A 15,088-nucleotide genomic window follows, 5' to 3' on the forward strand; every position below is an offset into this window, starting at 1 on the left:
CATGACCGACGGGACAGCCAATACGCCGGGTGTCTACGTCAGTCTCGACGATCTGCTCGCGCTCGAATACCGCGGACGCAAGGTCTCCTTCCTGCCGCGCCAGCCGGTGCACAGCCTGTTGTCCGGCCGCTTCGCGTCACGCATGCGGGGCCGCGGGCTGAACTTTGAAGAAATCCGTGACTATCGCGCGGGTGACGATGTCCGCTCGATCGACTGGAAGGTGACCGCGCGGTTGCGGAAGCCGCACATCCGTGTCTTCAACGAGGAGCGCGACCGGCAGACGTTGCTGGTCGTGGACCAGCGGCTACCCATGTTCTTCGGCAGCCAGCGGTCGATGAAGTCGGTCACAGCGGCGGAAGCCGCGGCGATCAGCGCGTGGCGCGTTCTTGGCGCGGGGGATCGTGTCGGCGCCATCGTGTTCGACGATCGCGGGTTGACCGAGTTCCGGCCGCGGCGCAGCCGGGCGACGGTGCTGCAGATCCTGTCCGCAATCGTTGCATCCAACCGGTCGCTCGGCGTCGGCCGCGGCCTGTCCGCATCGCCGTCGATGCTGAACAAGGCGATTGAACAGGCACAGCGGCGCGCCTTGCACGACGCGGCGGTGATCATCATCAGCGACTTCGATGGCGCCGATGACGAGACGCACAAGATGGTGGGAGCAATAGCCCGCCACAACGACGTCGTGGCGCTGCTCGTTCACGATCCGCTGCAGAGCGACCTGCCGGCCACCGCCAGCATGACCGTGACCGACGGCGAACTGCAAATCCATCTGGAAGTGGGGAGTGAAAGCGTTCGGCAAAGCATCTCGCAAGCTTTGCAGGAACGGCTCAAGGGCGTGTTTGCATGGACGCGAGAACTTGGCGTCCCAGTGCTGCCGCTGAGTGCCGCCGAGGATACCGCCCAACAGCTTCGCCACCTGCTCGGTGGCCTGCAGAGCCGCAGCGAACGTGGCGGCCATAGTCAGATGGGGGCAAGCCTTGGCTGACGCGCAAACCAGACAGGGCGATCCGCTCGCGGGCTTGATCGATATTCCGCTCCCGCAGGAAGTGAGCCTGTGGCCGCAGACCTGGCCGTTGCGGATCGCGATCGTGCTGGTGGTGGTGCTGAGCGCGCTGGCGACCTGGCGGTTCTTGCATCGATACCGCGCCAATCGGTACCGGCGCGAGGCGCTCTCGGAGCTGGAACGAATGCGCCAGACGTCCGAGGCGGCGCCGGATTATTTGGCGGCTCAACTCGCCCTGCTTGTGCGGCGTACGGCACTAGGCGTTTTTCCGCGCGAGACGGTCGCTCCTCTAACCGGAACGGCGTGGCTGGCATTTCTCGACCGCAGCTATGGCGGGGACGAATTCTCGCGGGGGGTGGGACGATGGCTCGTCAGCGCTCCCTATCAACAGACCGCGCCGGGCCGCGATCAATTGGATGCGTTGCGCGGTCTCGTCGACCGCTGGATCAGGGTGCACCATGTTTGAGTTCGCCTGGCCATGGATGCTGGCCTTGCTGCCGCTGCCGATACTGGCGTGGTGGTTGCTGCCGCCATACCGCGCGCGGCAGGCGTCGGTGCAGATCCCGTTCTTCGACCGGCTGGCGGCCGCCACGGGGCAGACCCCGCAGCGAGGCGCTGTGGTGCTGCAGCGGCGCCGTGTTCAGATGATCGTCGCGACCCTGATCTGGATCCTGATTGTGGTGGCGTTGGCGCGGCCGCAATGGGTCGGCGATGCCGTGACGCGTGAGATTTCCGCCCGCGATCTCATCCTGGCGATCGATATTTCCGGCTCGATGGAGCAGCGCGACTTTCGCGCCGCTGACGGCGTGACGCTAACTCGTCTCGGTGGCGTCAAGCTGGTCGTCAAGGATTTCATCGCGCGGCGGCGCGGCGACCGCGTGGCGCTGATCCTGTTCGGCACCAGGGCCTATGTGCAGGTGCCGTTCACCCAGGACCTGCAGACCGCGCAGCAACTGCTCGACCAGGCCCAGGTCGGCATGGCCGGACAGCAGACGGCGATTGGCGACACTATCGGGCTTGCGATCAAGACGCTGGAGGGAAGCCGCGCAAAGCAGAAGCTTTTGATCCTGCTGACCGACGGCAACGACACGGCGAGCCGCGTGCCGCCCGAACACGCCGCCGACATCGCGCGCCAGAAGGATATGGCAGTCTACACGATCGGTGTCGGCGATCCCGCGGCCGCGGGCGAAAATCGCGTCGATCTCGGCGTGCTGCAATCCGTGGCGGCAGCAACAGGCGGCCGCTTCTTCCGCGCCGAGGACGGCGCGCAGTTGCAGGCGATCTATGCCGACATCGACCGGCTCGCGCCCGCCAAACTCGACACGTTGTCGTGGCGCCCGAAGCTGCCGCTGTTCCAGTGGCCGCTGGGCGCTGCGGTCGTTTTGGGGTTGGCGCTATGGCTTGGCCTATGGCTGACCGGCGAACGGGAACGGAAAGGAGCGCTTCGTCATGCATGACGCAGCCACCATTCCGTTCCACCTGCTGCGGCCGCTGTGGCTCCTCGCGCTGATCCCGGTCGCGGCGATCTTCGGCATGCTGCATTGGCGGCAGAACCCACGAGCGCAATGGGGCGGTGTGATCGCGCCGCATCTCCTGCAGCACCTGATCGTGCAGCCTGGCCAGGGACGCGGCGTCAGCCCGCTTTACCTCGTAACGGCCGGCTTGGTGCTGGGCATTGCCGCCCTGTCGGGGCCGACCTGGCGACGCGAACTGCCGCCGTTTGTCGAGGACAAGGCCCCGCTGATGATCGTGCTCGCCTTGAGCACGTCGATGAATCAGGCAGATGTCGCGCCGACGCGTCTCGAACGCGCCAAGCAGAAGATCAAGGATTTGCTCGGCGCCCGCGCTGGCGCGCGCAGCGGACTGATTGCCTATGCCGGCACCGCTCACCTCGTGATGCCGCTGACCGACGACAGCTCGGTCATCGAGCCGTTCCTTGCGGCGCTGGCGACCGGCCTGATGCCGGAAGACGGAAAGAACGTCACGGCGGCGGTTTCGCTGGCAACGCAGTTTTTGGCCGCCGAACCAGTTGCCGGCACCATCCTTGTCGTGGCCGATGATCTTGATGAATCCGCAATCCGCCAGGCGGCCGGCCGCAACGGCGTCGCGATGTTGAGGGTAGCGCCTGCACCATCAGGAGAAGGGATGGGTCTCGGCTCCGATATCGTGCGCGTTAGCGTTGATGGCTCCGACATCCAGGCGATCGAGCGCCGGATCGAAACCCGCTTCCAGGCGGCGCAAGGCGATGCTTTCGGCATGCAATGGCGCGACGAAGGCTATTGGCTGATGTTTCCGCTCGCGCTTCTTGGCCTGCTCTGGTTCCGGCGCGGAACGACGGTGGCCTGGGTGGTGACGTTGTTCGTCGCCGTGCAGGCCTTGCCTGCAAGGGCGCTGGAGCAGCCGCACCGCTTTGTGGACGTCTGGCTGACGCCCGACCAGCAGGGACGAATAGCGTTCGATCGAGGCGATTACACCACGGCGGCACAACGCTTTGCCGATCCGATGTGGCGCGGGATCGCCGCCTACCGCGCGCTCGATTTCCTGACCGCGGCACAGGAATTCCGCAAGGTCGACACCGTGGAGGGCCGCTTCGCGCTCGGCAATGCCGAGGCGCAGAACCATGCCTGGGAGCGATCGATCAAGGCGTATGACGAAGTGCTGAAGGCGCAGCCCGCTCATCTCGCGGCGAAAGCCAATCGCGCGATCGTGGTCGCTCTTTTCGAGGCGCAGGAGGAAAAACGCCGCAAGCAGGAACAGGACGACAGCGCGCCGCCGGACCAGAAGGCGGACGAGATGCGCGTCGATCCCAAGCAGAAGGGCGGCAAGCGCATTCAGGTCAAACCGGAAGACGTCACCACGGCCGGCGCCGCGGAAGCCTGGATGCGCGCGGTGCAGACGACGCCTGCGGACTTCCTCAAGCTGAAATTCGCGATTCAGGCGAACAGCGCGCCGAATGCCGGGAGTCGGCCATGAAGCGCTCAGCCGCAACCGTGCTTATTGCTTTTGCGGTGATAACTCCCTGCGGCGCATCGGCGCAGCAAACGGCTGCGCCCGCACCAGTCCTGCAAGTAACGCTCGATCCGCCTCGCGTCGTGGTCGGGCAAAGGACAACGCTGCGGATCGACGTGCTGGCGCCGAACTACATGACCTCGCCGCCGGAACTGCCCGGCTTCCAGGTCCGCAACGCGGTGACGCGACAATTGCAGAGCGTCAATCTTTCCGAACAGCGCAACGGATCGAGCTATGCCGGCGTACGCTTCGAGTTCGCGATCTATCCGCAGGAGCCCGGCGCCTTCGTCATCTCGGATCAGAAGGTGAAGGTGAAATACGCGGCAGAACCCCCCGCCGTGCGCGAAGAACTGCTTTCGCTGCCGCGCATGTCGTTTGACGCCTTCATTCCCGACGCTGCGGCTGACCTGAACCCGTACGTTGCTGCCAGCCGACTAAGGATCGAACAGTCCGTCGAGCGTTCGTCAGAGCAGCTCAAGGTGGGGGATTCCATCACCCGCACCGTGACAATCCAGGCGGACGAAACGCCGGCGATGCTGTTGCCGCCGGTGACATTTCCGACGGTCGATGGGCTTGCGATCTACCCTGCGCAACCGGCGCTGCAGGACAAGACCGAGGGACGGACCGATGCGCTGACCGCGACACGGACGGATTCCGCGACCTACATCCTGCAGCGACCCGGCGACTATGTGCTGCCGGCGATCGATGTCCGCTGGTGGAACGCAGGCGAAGAGCACGTCGATACCGCCCATCTTGATGCGGTGACGATGCAGGTCGCGGCCAATCCGGCTGTGCAGGCGGCCGGCGCGAGCGCACCGAAGGCGCGGTTTAGCTGGGCAGGGATTGTGGATCTCATCGCGGACCACTGGCCGTTCGCACTCCTTGCGACCCTCGTCATCGCCGGCCTTATCAGGATCGCGCCTGGAGCGGTTAGAGGGGGCGCAGTCTATCGTCGCCGCCGACGGCAAGCGTATCTGCAATCCGAGGCATACGCCTTCCATCGATTTCGCCATGCCGTCCGGCACCGCGATGCAAAGGCCGCCTATTTTGCGATGCTTGATTGGCTTCCGCATGTTGGCGCGGCAACCCCGGATCACACGGTCGAAGCCTTCAAGGTGGCTGCAGGGGACCCCGCGCTGGACCGTGAGATAGACGGGATCGAGACTGAACTGTTTGCAGCACAGCGCGGCACGGGCCGTTGGTCGCGACATCAACTGCTGCACCGCGTGAGTGCCGCGCGACGAAGATTGCGGCCGCATGCAGGGCACAGCGGCAAAATGCGCTTACCCCAACAACTCAACCCGGTCGGACCGTGGGGCGCGTCCACCCATGGGCGCAGAAAGCCGGCCCGATGAAAGGAGCATACGAAGACAGATCGAGCACAGCACAAAGTCCGGATCGATGGAAAGAGTAACCCTGAGCACCCAAGGAGCGTAGAATGAGTAGTGAGGCAAAAACGGACGACCACGCCGCTACCGATTCCCAGTACGGTGACAACGTATCTATCGATCGTCGGGCAGTGTTGCTCGGCTCATCATCTATCGTCGCGGCGGCAACGTTGACGTCGCAGGCATTCGCGCAGGCCCAGAAGGCCGCGCCAGCGGCGGCCCCGGCGGCGCCAGCTCCCGCGGCACCAGCGGCCGGCCGCAAGCCGAACATCCTCGTCATCTTCGGCGATGATATCGGCATTCCACAGATCAGCGCCTACACGATGGGCTTGATGGGATACCGTACGCCCAACATCGACCGCATCGCGCGGGAGGGAGCCATCTTCACTGATTCCTATGGTCAGCAGAGCTGCACCGCCGGCCGCGCTTCCTTCATTCTCGGCCAGGAACCGTTCCGGACGGGTCTTCTCACGATCGGCATGCCCGGCGATCCCCACGGCATCCAGGACTGGATGCCGACGATTGCGGATGTGATGAAGACGCAAGGCTATGCCACCGGCCAGTTCGGCAAGAACCATCTCGGTGACCGCGACGAGCATCTGCCCACCAAGCACGGCTTCGACGAGTTCTTCGGCAATCTCTATCACCTCAACGCCGAAGAGGAGCCGGAAGGCTACTTCTACCCCAAAGATCCGAATTTCCGGAAGCAGTTCGGTCCCCGCGGCGTCATGAAAGCATCCGCGGATGGAAAGATCGAAGACACGGGCCCCCTGACCACGGCGCGGATGCCGACGGTGGACGAGGAGTTCCTCGGTGCTGCCAAGGACTTCATCGGACGGCAGGCGAGGGCAAATCGACCGTTTTTTGTCTGGTTCAACTCGACGCGAATGCACATATTTACCCACTTGAAGAAGTCGTCGCTTGGCAAGACCGGCAAGGGCATTCACGCCGACGGCATGGTTGAGCACGATGGGATGGTCGGCGAGTTGCTGCAGCAGCTCGACGATCTCGGCATCGCCGACAACACGATCGTCCTTTACACGACCGACAATGGCGCTGAAATTGCTCTGTGGCCCGACGGCGCCATGACGCCGTTTCACGGCGAGAAGGGCACGACATGGGAAGGCGGCTTCCGCATTCCGATGATGGTGCGATGGCCCGGCGTGGTGAAGCCGGGAACGCAATACAACGAGATGATCTCGTTGATCGACTGGTTCCCGACGCTGTGCGCGGCGGCCGGGATTCCCGACATCAAGGAAAAGATGAAGGCGGGATTTGCCGGCCCGGGCGGCAAGAGCTTCAGGGTTCATCTCGACGGCTACAACTTCCTGCCCTTCTTCAAGGGAGAAACCCCGACCCCGCCCCGCGATTCGATCTACTACTTCGATCAAGGGGGCAATCTCAATGCGATCCGGTGGAACGACTGGAAGCTCAGCTTCGCCACATCGAAGGGAAATATCGCGACTGGAACGCGCGAAGTGTCGGCATGGTCGCTGATCGCGAATCTGCGCATGGACCCCTACGAGCGCGGCCTGGAGGAAGGAGGGGGAGCGATAGACTTCCTCGCCCGAAATATCTGGCTGATCGTGCCGGTGCAGGGAAAGATCAAGGAATTCTTCTCCGATTTCGATCAGTTCCCCTATCAGGAAGGCAGTTCGCTGAATGCGGGCGGGATCAACTATGGATTGCTCCGGCAGCAAGCGGCATTGAAACGGCTCAACGAACTTGAGCGAATGAAGCCGCGGTAGTGCGGATCAAGGGACTGACAGTTTGCGGCTATCGCTGTCGCGGTGGCGCAGCCGGCGGACCCCTTGCCATCCTGGAATGACGGCGCGGCGAAGAAGGCAATCACCGACTTCGTCGCGCGGGCTGGACCGTCATGGACATGAGGCAGGACTGGAAGAAAGTTTTCGCGTTCGAGCCCTGATCAATTTTTCAGAGGCATGGACAGGAGTAGATGATGACCAAATTTGTTTGCGCAGCATTCGCTCTGCTCTTGGCTACGGCAGTGGCAGCAAGCGCGCAGGCGCAACCCGCCCGCATCGCGGATCAGGATATCAGTGACGCGTATATCTATCTTCTTGGCCGACTATTGGTAACGCGTCAGCAGCAGCTCGATTTCCAGGAAGGCTTCAAATGGAACGAGCTGGTGCACCGCAAGCCCGGCGCGGTGGATTGGCCGAATCCGAACCTCGACGTGGCGTATTCCGAAGCGTGGGTAGCGATCGACGACAGCAGCTGCACCATGGTCACCGTGCCCAAGGTCGAAGGCCGCTACTACACGGTCCACTTCCTCAACGGCTGGGGTGAGACAATTGCCAACATCAACGAGCGCCTCTTTCCCAAGCGGCCGTTCGGGGAGTTCGCCATGTGCCTCAGGGGCGCGAACGTCGCGATCCCCGCGGGAGCGACGCGCATCGATCTCCCGGTGAAGTATTCCCGCGTGCTTGCCCGGGTCGAACTCGGCTCCGATCCGGACGCGGCAATTGCCTTGCAGCATCAGTTCAAATTCCGGGCGACAGGCGCACCAAAACTGCCGGAAATTCCCAAGACGCCGATATTCGAGCTGGAGGCGTTGCCGGGCGTCGAAGCCTTCGAGGCCGCCGATATCGCCCTCGATGGCGAACCGGATCTCAGCATCGGGCTGGAAGCGCTGCAGGAGAAAACCCGCGCCATCGCCAAAGCCGTCAAGGACCCTGACGAGCGCGCGCGCGTCGATAAGGTGATCCGCACCCGAGCCTTTGCCGATCTCGGCAAGGCTGGGGCCATCATCGGCCACGGCACGGTGCAGAACGGCTGGGCGCGTCCCGGTGTCGTCGGAGAATACGGCCTCGATTATCTGGCACGGACCCTGGTCGATAACGGTGGCATCTGGGCCAATATCAAGCCGGAAGTTCTGTACTACCGAGGAAGCCTCGATCAGGCCGGAGCCGAACTCAGCGGTGACAACGTCTATACGCTTACCTTCCCGAAGGATGGGTTGCCTGCTCAGTACGCGACGTTCTTCTGGTCGGTGATTGCCGTCGATGGCCACCGCTTTCGCGTCCTGCCCAACCCGATCAACCGGTTTCTGATCAACAACCAGTCGAAGCTGCAATACGGCGCGGACGGCTCGCTCACCCTGTACTTCGCCGACCAGAAGCCTGCCGACGCCCCTGACGGCAATTGGTTGCCGACACCGAAAGGATCGAAGTATCGCCTGACGTTCCGGTTCTACCGGCCGACGGAAGGCGTGGCGAACGGCACCTACTATCCGCCGCCACTGATCAGGCGATGATGCGATGGGAGGCAGCGATGACATCAGGCGCGCGCTTTGCCCTGAAGTGAGGGCGGAAAAATCGAACGGAGGATGACATGAGCAAAGGGCTTTTTGTTGCACTTGCACTATCTTTCGTTACGGGAAGTGCGCTCGCGCAAAATTCACCGCAAGAGCGGCTCATTCACGGTCGTGCCGTCGAGGCGGTGATCTGGGGCATGCCTGTCGTCAACTACGACCTGATGCTGCAGGAAATGCTCAGCAAGACGGACGGCAAGGTGAACCAAGTTGTTTACTGGGGCCGGCCGCTCGATTGGCACAATCAGACGCTCACGCCCAATCCGGACGCGATTTACTTCATGGCGTTCTTCAACACCAAGGATGGTCCGGTCGTTCTCGATTTGCCGCCCGGCGACAGTAACGGATCGTTCAACGCCAACATCGTCACTGTGTGGCAGATGCCGCTCGAAGATGCCGGACTGCACGGCGCCGACAAGGGCAAAGGCGGCAAGTATCTGATCCTGCCGCCGGGTTACGCAGACAAGGCGCCGGATGGCTACATGGCGCTGCAGTCGGACACCTTTGGCGGCTACATGCTGTTCCGCGCCAATCTCAAAAGTCACGACAGTGCCGAAGTCGCGCGATCGATCGAGTACGGGAAGCAGTTCAAGGTCTACCCGCTCGCGCAGGCGTCCAGTCCGGCCCCGACGATCTTTACCGACGCCAAGGACGTCACCTTCGACTCCACGATCCGTTACGACGCGAGCTACTTCGAACACCTCGATCGCATCGTGCAGAGCGAGCCCTGGCTGCAGCGCGACCGCGCGATGATCGATCAGCTGAAGTCGCTCGGTATCGAGAAGGGCAAGCCGTTCAAGCCCGATGATGCAACCAAGACAATGCTGACGGCGGCGACACGCGAAGCCGGCACGTTGCTGGAAGCAAAGTACGACGCCGGCTTGCCGCCGTTCTTCTCCGCGACCAGCCGCTGGACCTATCCGGCGCCTCCGGACCTCATCAAGGTGATGCAGGAAGCCTATGCCGATCCGAACCTCTATCCTGTCGATAACCGCGGCATGACTTACAGCTATGCCTATGTCGGCCTCAAACACCTTGGCGCCGGCCAGTTCTACCTGATCTCGATCCGGGACAAGGACGGCCAGTCGCTCGACGGCGGCAACACCTATCGGCTCACGGTGCCGGCGAATCCTCCGGTCGAGCAATACTGGTCGGTCACCGCCTATGACCGCCAGACCCACGCGCTGATCAAGAATATGCCGCGCGCAAGCCGCTCGTCGCAGATTCCGGAATTGCAGAAGAACGCCGACGGCTCCGTCGACATCTACTTCGGCCCGGCGGCGCCTGCGGGCAAGGATGCAAACTGGGTGCCGACCGATCCTGTGCGGAAGTTCGAGCTGATGTTCCGCGCCTACGCGCCGACGAAAGCGCTGTTCGAAAAGAGCTGGGTGCTTTCCGATGTCGAGAAAATCGGCAGCACCGTCGGAACTGGAACAGCAAGGTGAAGCGCGGCATGCACGCGATGGTGCGGAAATCCGGCGCGCCATCACGGCCTATCGCCCTCAATGTCGCCAGCAATGGGAGAGATGACGATGAAGAAAACCAGCACAGCCCTTCTTGTCAGCCTGATGGCTGCGACGGCTCTCACAGGGTCGATGGCGGAAGAGATGCCCCTGACGCTGTCACCAAGCTGGAATCGGGCCATGCCGCCCGGTCCCGACACACGCGTTAAGATCACCGAGGAATATGCCAAGCAGGTCGGACGCGATGCGTATTTCTGGGCGTGGCCGATGGTAAATTTATATAACCGCCGTCTGTATTTCACGCAGGTCAAGGAGATGGTGGTTCGGGGGCCGCTGATGGAGGCGCCGGCCAACCGCCTTGCCATGCTCACCGACTACGTCGATCCGGAGGAGCGCGCGGTCGCGTGTCCAAACCAGGATGTCGTCTACGGTATTGGCGCCCTTGCGCTCGACGTTTCGCCGGTTGTGGTCCAGGTGCCGGACTTCGGCGACCGGTTCTGGGTCTATCAGGTGGTTGATCTCCGCACCGACAGCTTCGTCCAGCTCGGCAAGATGTACGGCACCACGCCGGGCTTCTATTTGCTGGTCGGGCCTCACTGGAACGGTGAAGTCCCGAAAGGCATTACCAAGGTCTTCCGGTCCTCAACCAATACCGGACTCGTCGCGCCGCGCGTCGCGCAGAATGACACGCCCGAGGACAAGCTTGCCATCCAATCGGTATTGCCCGGCATCATGATGTATCCGGTGGCGGAATACGACGGCCGGACGAAGACAAGGGATTGGGCCAACCTCCCGAAGGTGCCTGCGCCTCCAAGCGGGGCAGAGGAGACGACATGGGTGCCTCCGGACAAGTTCGTCGACGTACTGCCGGCCGTTCTTGCGGACGCAACGCCGTTGCCCGGCGAAGAAGCGCGCTACGCCCAGGTGCTTGCGGTCGTGACCGCCGCCAGGAACAATCCCGCGATCAAGCAGGCGATGACCGAGGGCGCAAAGGAAGCGGACGAGAAGCTGGTGAAGCCGCTATTCCAGTTCCGCAACTACGGTCAGCAGCTTCCGCACAACTGGTCCACGATCTCGAATGAAGCCGCCTTCGGTACCGATTATTTCACGCGCACGGCGGTGGCGAAGTCGAACATCCTGGTCAATGCGCCGAACGAAACGAAATATTTCTACCAGGACCTCGATGCGAACGGCGCGCGGCTCAACAGCGGCAATCGCTACACCGTCACCTTCGACGCCGGGCAAGTGCCGCCGGTGAACGGCTTCTGGTCGATATCGATCTACAACGAACATCATTTCTTCGTAAAGAATCCGATCAACCGCTTCTCGGTCGGCACCAAGAACAAGGACCTGAAGTTCGCCGCCGACGGCTCGCTGACGATCTACGTTCAGGCCGAGGCCCCGACCGATCCAGCCCAGCGCGCCAACTGGCTGCCGGCGCCCAACGGCGATTTCTCGCTCTATGTCCGCGCCTACTGGCCCAAGGCGGAAATCATGGAGGGTTCCTGGACGCCGCCAGCGGTGCGGCGCGCGGAAGGCACCACGATGGGTGTGCGGCAATGACGTGTGCGAGGAGGAGGCCTGGCGCTGGTGATCGCTATTGGGAGGCTTATCCGTGAGCGGCCTCGACATCTTCGCCTGGATCGTCCTGATTATTCTGATCGCGGTGCTGGTCTTTGTGTTCTGCCTGCTCGGCTCGCTGCCGGGGCACATCGCAAGATCCCGCGATCATCCCTGGGCCGACGCGGTCAGGGTGGCCGGCTGGGTCACCTTGATCCTCGGCTTCGCGTTGTGGCCCCTCGTGCTCATCTGGGCCTATGTCGACGTGCCCGCGCCACGCGCACCCGGGAGGACGCAGTCATGATGATCGCGATTATGGCGGTTTACATTACGCTGCTGTTTGCGCTGGTGTGGATCGGCCTCATCCGCTTCAACATCTTCTGGAAGGTGTCGCCGCTGATCGTGCTGCTGCTGCTCAATCTCGGCCTGTTCATCCCGATGGGCTGGGGGGCGCCGCAGGGACCGGCACTGGTCTACCGCAACGCCGTCTCGATCGTGCCTGATGTCGCGGGCGAGGTGACCGAGGTGCCGGTCACGGCGAACATACCCCTGAAGGCGGGCGATATCCTGTTCAGGATCGATCCCACGCCCTACGACGCGCAGGTGAAGACGATCGCGGCGCAATTGAAGCTCTCGGACACGCGGCTGTCGCAGATGACGCAGCTTTACGAGCGCGACGCCGGACGTGGCTTCGACGTCGAGCAGCGGCAATCCGAAGTCGATCAGCTCAAGGGCCAGCTCCAGGCCGCGCAGTGGAATCTCGACAAGACGGTGGTGCGCGCGCCCGCCGACGGCTACGTCACCAACCTCGCGCTGCGCAAGGGCGCGCGGGTGGCCAACCTGCCGCTGTCGCCGGTGATGGCGTTCATCGATACCGCGGATACAAGCGTGGTCGTCGAGATCAGCCAGATCAACGCGCGCTACATCGCGCCCGGCCAGGAGGTCGAGATCGCCTTCAAGTTCACGCCCGGACGCGTGTTCACCGGCAAGGTCGAAAGTATTTTGCAGGCGGTGGCAACGGGGCAGGCGCAGATTTCAGGCACGGCTGTGGCCCCAAAGGGGATCGAGACGGTGCCGTTCGTGGTGCGCGTCAGGCTCGACGACGATGCTTTTGCGCGAACACTGCCGGCCGGCGCCACCGGGACGGCGGCGATCTTTACCGACCACGTCAAGGTCAGCCACGTCATCCGCCGGGTGCTGCTGCGGCAGCTGGCGATCCTCAACTACATCATTCCGGTCTGAGGGAAAGGAGGCGGCAAATGGCTTCCGAGCCGGCGGGGCGTACTTGTCTCGCCAGCTATTTCCCTGCGGTTTTCTGTTTGCCTTCGGCTGCGTCCAGCCCGAGCGTGCGGCCGGGAAAACCCGCCGCGTCGAAATAGCGTTGCGAACCGACGCGCTGGAAGTTGAGCACGGTGCGCAGCCCGTTGGCCGACGGCTTTGACGTCACGGTGCCGGCATGGGCTTTCGGCGTTGCGCCGTTCGGCATGGCTTCGGTCATGACGCGGCCGATCAGCTTGCCCTTCGCTTTTTGCGTGAGCCCCAGCAGCTTGGCCGCGGTGGCGCCGACGTCGGCATTGCTGACGGGCAGGGGATCGACATAGCCCGATTTGAAGTCGGGTCCGATCGCCGCCGTGAAGTTCAAGGTATCGCCACGGCTGAAGCTGCCATGCATGCCCTGGCCCTGGCGCAGCACGGTGTCGGCGATCTGCACCGAGCAGTTGGTTGGCTCATCGCATCCTGATGACCATGACCGGAAATTGACCACGATCGACGGGTGCGGCACGACCGCCTTGCCCTTGAGGCCGAGCTGCGACATCGGCAGCGTGCCGGGGAAATTCCCGAACTCATCGTCGACAAAGAGGCCGCTGACGTAATCCTGTTCCAGCAGCGCCTTGATGGTGCGGTCCGCGAGCTTGCGGTCCTTGCTGGGAATGTAGATCAGGTCAGATCCGCCATTGGTGGCGATCACCAGATCGGGTTTCGTCGGGTCCTTTCCCAGCACGCCGTTGCCGGCCTTGGGATGGGCGTTATCAGCCACGGCCGCATTCTTGTTGTTGGGATCGTGCAGCGGCAGGTTCAGCGCCTTCGCCAGGTCGATCGCAAGGAAACCCATCGGGAGGAAATCCTTCGGCGTGTCGTCGTAGGAGATCTTTGCCGACGGACTGGTCTTGCTTTCCTTCGAAATCGTCGAGAAGCCATGATCGGAGGAGATGATGATATTGGTCGAGGCGGCGAGGCCGAGGTCGTCCAGCGCCTTGCGCAGTTGGGCGAGATTGTTATCGGCGTTCCTGATGCCGGCCATCGAGGTCGGCCCGTTGATGCCGGGGGTGATGGTGTTGAGGCTGTCGCCGGTGTTGTGCTGGCTGCCGTCGGGATCGCGCGACCAGAACACCAGCACGAACGGCTTGTTGCGCGCCTTGAACATCGGCAGCACGACCTTGGAAGCGACATCGGCCATGTAGGCCTGCTGCGCGACATTGGCACTTGTCGTGCCCGGCGTCTTGGCGTCGCCGGCCTTGCTGTTTTCCCCGCGCGGGGTCGTCACCAGGGGCAGGCCGGCCTTGGTGAGCGCGTCCTTCATTTCGTCGGACAGCGGCACGCCATTCTTGCCGCCGGTCGAATCGTCGATCACGATCGTATTCTTGCCACCGTCGGTATGGTCGAAAAGATAGGTCGGGCCGAGCTTGCCGATTGCTGCGCTGGAGAAGCCCTGCGCGCGGGCCATCTTCAAGATCGTTTCCTCGTTAAGATAGTCGCCGTTGAAATGCTCGTCGACGTCGCCGAGCACCGCGTCGTTTTCGATGAAGGGCACGACCGTGTCGCCGGCCGGCGCGGAAGAATAGCCGGTGTAGATCGTGTTGCTGAAGGTGCCGGTATCGCCGAGGTAATGGCCGCTGGCCATCGCCGAGCCGTTCGCCATGGTGAAGGTCGGGAACAGCGAATGCGAGTTCTTGAAATTGACGCCCTTGTCGCGCAGTTCGGCCATCGCAGGCGCGGTCTGCGGCGTCACGATGCGCCCGCGCAGGCCGTCCGGCACGAACAGGATCAGGTTACGCGGTGTGGCGTTTTGCGCGGACGCTGAGCCCGCGGCAAGCGTGATCAGTCCGGCGGACAGCAATACAATGGTGCGGCGCATCAGGTTCTCCCCCACAGGCAGCAGTTCCGGCGATCCGCCGTCTCGCTCCCGTTTAGTTTTGCTCTGCGACAGGATTGTTACATTGTGTGGAACCAGCCTCAAGTGCCGAACCTGGTCCACGCAGGGTCCGGTCAAGGTTTGGGCCGATTGGAGGAAACATCAGCACCCCGAGGCCGTTCTCCTTCAGGAGGCCAG

General features: G+C 63.0%; 12 protein-coding genes. 11 read left to right on the forward strand and 1 reads right to left on the reverse strand.

Features of this window, described 5'->3' with window-relative positions:
• The first annotated feature begins 1 nt into the window (after position 1).
• The 11 genes from ACVWVY_RS24335 (at position 2) to ACVWVY_RS24385 (ending at position 12,999) form a co-directional block, all read left to right on the forward strand.
• Positions 2 to 985, forward strand: a complete 984-nt coding sequence (locus tag ACVWVY_RS24335) for a DUF58 domain-containing protein (RefSeq protein ID WP_456628745.1) — start codon at positions 2 to 4, stop codon at positions 983 to 985.
• On the forward strand, positions 978 to 1,469 hold the full coding sequence (locus tag ACVWVY_RS24340; protein WP_456628746.1) for a DUF4381 domain-containing protein: 492 nt from the start codon (positions 978 to 980) through the stop codon (positions 1,467 to 1,469). Before ACVWVY_RS24335 ends, ACVWVY_RS24340 begins: the two co-directional genes overlap by 8 nt.
• Positions 1,462 to 2,460, forward strand: coding sequence for a VWA domain-containing protein (locus tag ACVWVY_RS24345; RefSeq protein ID WP_456628747.1), 999 nt, complete (start codon positions 1,462 to 1,464; stop codon positions 2,458 to 2,460). The genes ACVWVY_RS24340 and ACVWVY_RS24345 overlap by 8 nt, the downstream gene beginning before the upstream one ends.
• Positions 2,453 to 3,976, forward strand: a complete 1,524-nt coding sequence (locus ACVWVY_RS24350) for a VWA domain-containing protein (protein WP_456628748.1) — start codon at positions 2,453 to 2,455, stop codon at positions 3,974 to 3,976. Before ACVWVY_RS24345 ends, ACVWVY_RS24350 begins: the two co-directional genes overlap by 8 nt.
• Entirely contained in the window at positions 3,973 to 5,367 is a 1,395-nt protein-coding gene (locus ACVWVY_RS24355; protein WP_456628749.1) for a BatD family protein, read from the forward strand. The genes ACVWVY_RS24350 and ACVWVY_RS24355 overlap by 4 nt, the downstream gene beginning before the upstream one ends.
• Before the next feature lie 83 nt (positions 5,368 to 5,450).
• A complete protein-coding gene (locus ACVWVY_RS24360) occupies positions 5,451 to 7,148 on the forward strand; it encodes an arylsulfatase (protein WP_456628750.1) in 1,698 nt (565 codons plus the stop codon).
• A 212-nt stretch (positions 7,149 to 7,360) separates the two neighbouring features.
• On the forward strand, positions 7,361 to 8,677 hold the full coding sequence (locus ACVWVY_RS24365) for a DUF1214 domain-containing protein (protein ID WP_456628751.1): 1,317 nt from the start codon (positions 7,361 to 7,363) through the stop codon (positions 8,675 to 8,677).
• Between the two features lie 77 nt (positions 8,678 to 8,754).
• On the forward strand, positions 8,755 to 10,179 hold the full coding sequence (locus tag ACVWVY_RS24370; RefSeq protein ID WP_456628752.1) for a DUF1254 domain-containing protein: 1,425 nt from the start codon (positions 8,755 to 8,757) through the stop codon (positions 10,177 to 10,179).
• A gap of 87 nt (positions 10,180 to 10,266) precedes the next feature.
• Positions 10,267 to 11,760, forward strand: a complete 1,494-nt coding sequence (locus ACVWVY_RS24375) for a DUF1254 domain-containing protein (RefSeq protein ID WP_456628753.1) — start codon at positions 10,267 to 10,269, stop codon at positions 11,758 to 11,760.
• 52 nt (positions 11,761 to 11,812) lie between these two features.
• Entirely contained in the window at positions 11,813 to 12,061 is a 249-nt protein-coding gene (locus tag ACVWVY_RS24380; protein ID WP_456628754.1) for a DUF3302 domain-containing protein, read from the forward strand.
• A complete protein-coding gene (locus ACVWVY_RS24385) occupies positions 12,058 to 12,999 on the forward strand; it encodes an HlyD family secretion protein (RefSeq protein ID WP_456628755.1) in 942 nt (313 codons plus the stop codon). Before ACVWVY_RS24380 ends, ACVWVY_RS24385 begins: the two co-directional genes overlap by 4 nt.
• Positions 13,000 to 13,054: 55 nt before the next feature.
• Here ACVWVY_RS24385 and ACVWVY_RS24390 read toward each other — a convergent pair whose 3' ends face one another.
• A complete protein-coding gene (locus ACVWVY_RS24390) occupies positions 13,055 to 14,893 on the reverse strand; it encodes an alkaline phosphatase family protein (protein WP_456628756.1) in 1,839 nt (612 codons plus the stop codon).
• Positions 14,894 to 15,088 lie beyond the last annotated feature (195 nt).

The organism is Bradyrhizobium sp. URHC0002 (assembly GCF_054059515.1).

Coding starts and splice junctions, on each gene's coding strand:
- ACVWVY_RS24335 (WP_456628745.1), top strand. CDS start 2: ATGACCGACGGGACAGCCAATACGCCGGGTGTCTACGTCAGTCTCGAC.
- ACVWVY_RS24345 (WP_456628747.1), top strand. CDS start 1,462: ATGTTTGAGTTCGCCTGGCCATGGATGCTGGCCTTGCTGCCGCTGCCG.
- ACVWVY_RS24350 (WP_456628748.1), top strand. CDS start 2,453: ATGCATGACGCAGCCACCATTCCGTTCCACCTGCTGCGGCCGCTGTGG.
- ACVWVY_RS24355 (WP_456628749.1), top strand. CDS start 3,973: ATGAAGCGCTCAGCCGCAACCGTGCTTATTGCTTTTGCGGTGATAACT.
- ACVWVY_RS24360 (WP_456628750.1), top strand. CDS start 5,451: ATGAGTAGTGAGGCAAAAACGGACGACCACGCCGCTACCGATTCCCAG.
- ACVWVY_RS24365 (WP_456628751.1), top strand. CDS start 7,361: ATGACCAAATTTGTTTGCGCAGCATTCGCTCTGCTCTTGGCTACGGCA.
- ACVWVY_RS24370 (WP_456628752.1), top strand. CDS start 8,755: ATGAGCAAAGGGCTTTTTGTTGCACTTGCACTATCTTTCGTTACGGGA.
- ACVWVY_RS24375 (WP_456628753.1), top strand. CDS start 10,267: ATGAAGAAAACCAGCACAGCCCTTCTTGTCAGCCTGATGGCTGCGACG.
- ACVWVY_RS24385 (WP_456628755.1), top strand. CDS start 12,058: ATGATGATCGCGATTATGGCGGTTTACATTACGCTGCTGTTTGCGCTG.
- ACVWVY_RS24390 (WP_456628756.1), bottom strand. CDS start 14,893: ATGCGCCGCACCATTGTATTGCTGTCCGCCGGACTGATCACGCTTGCC.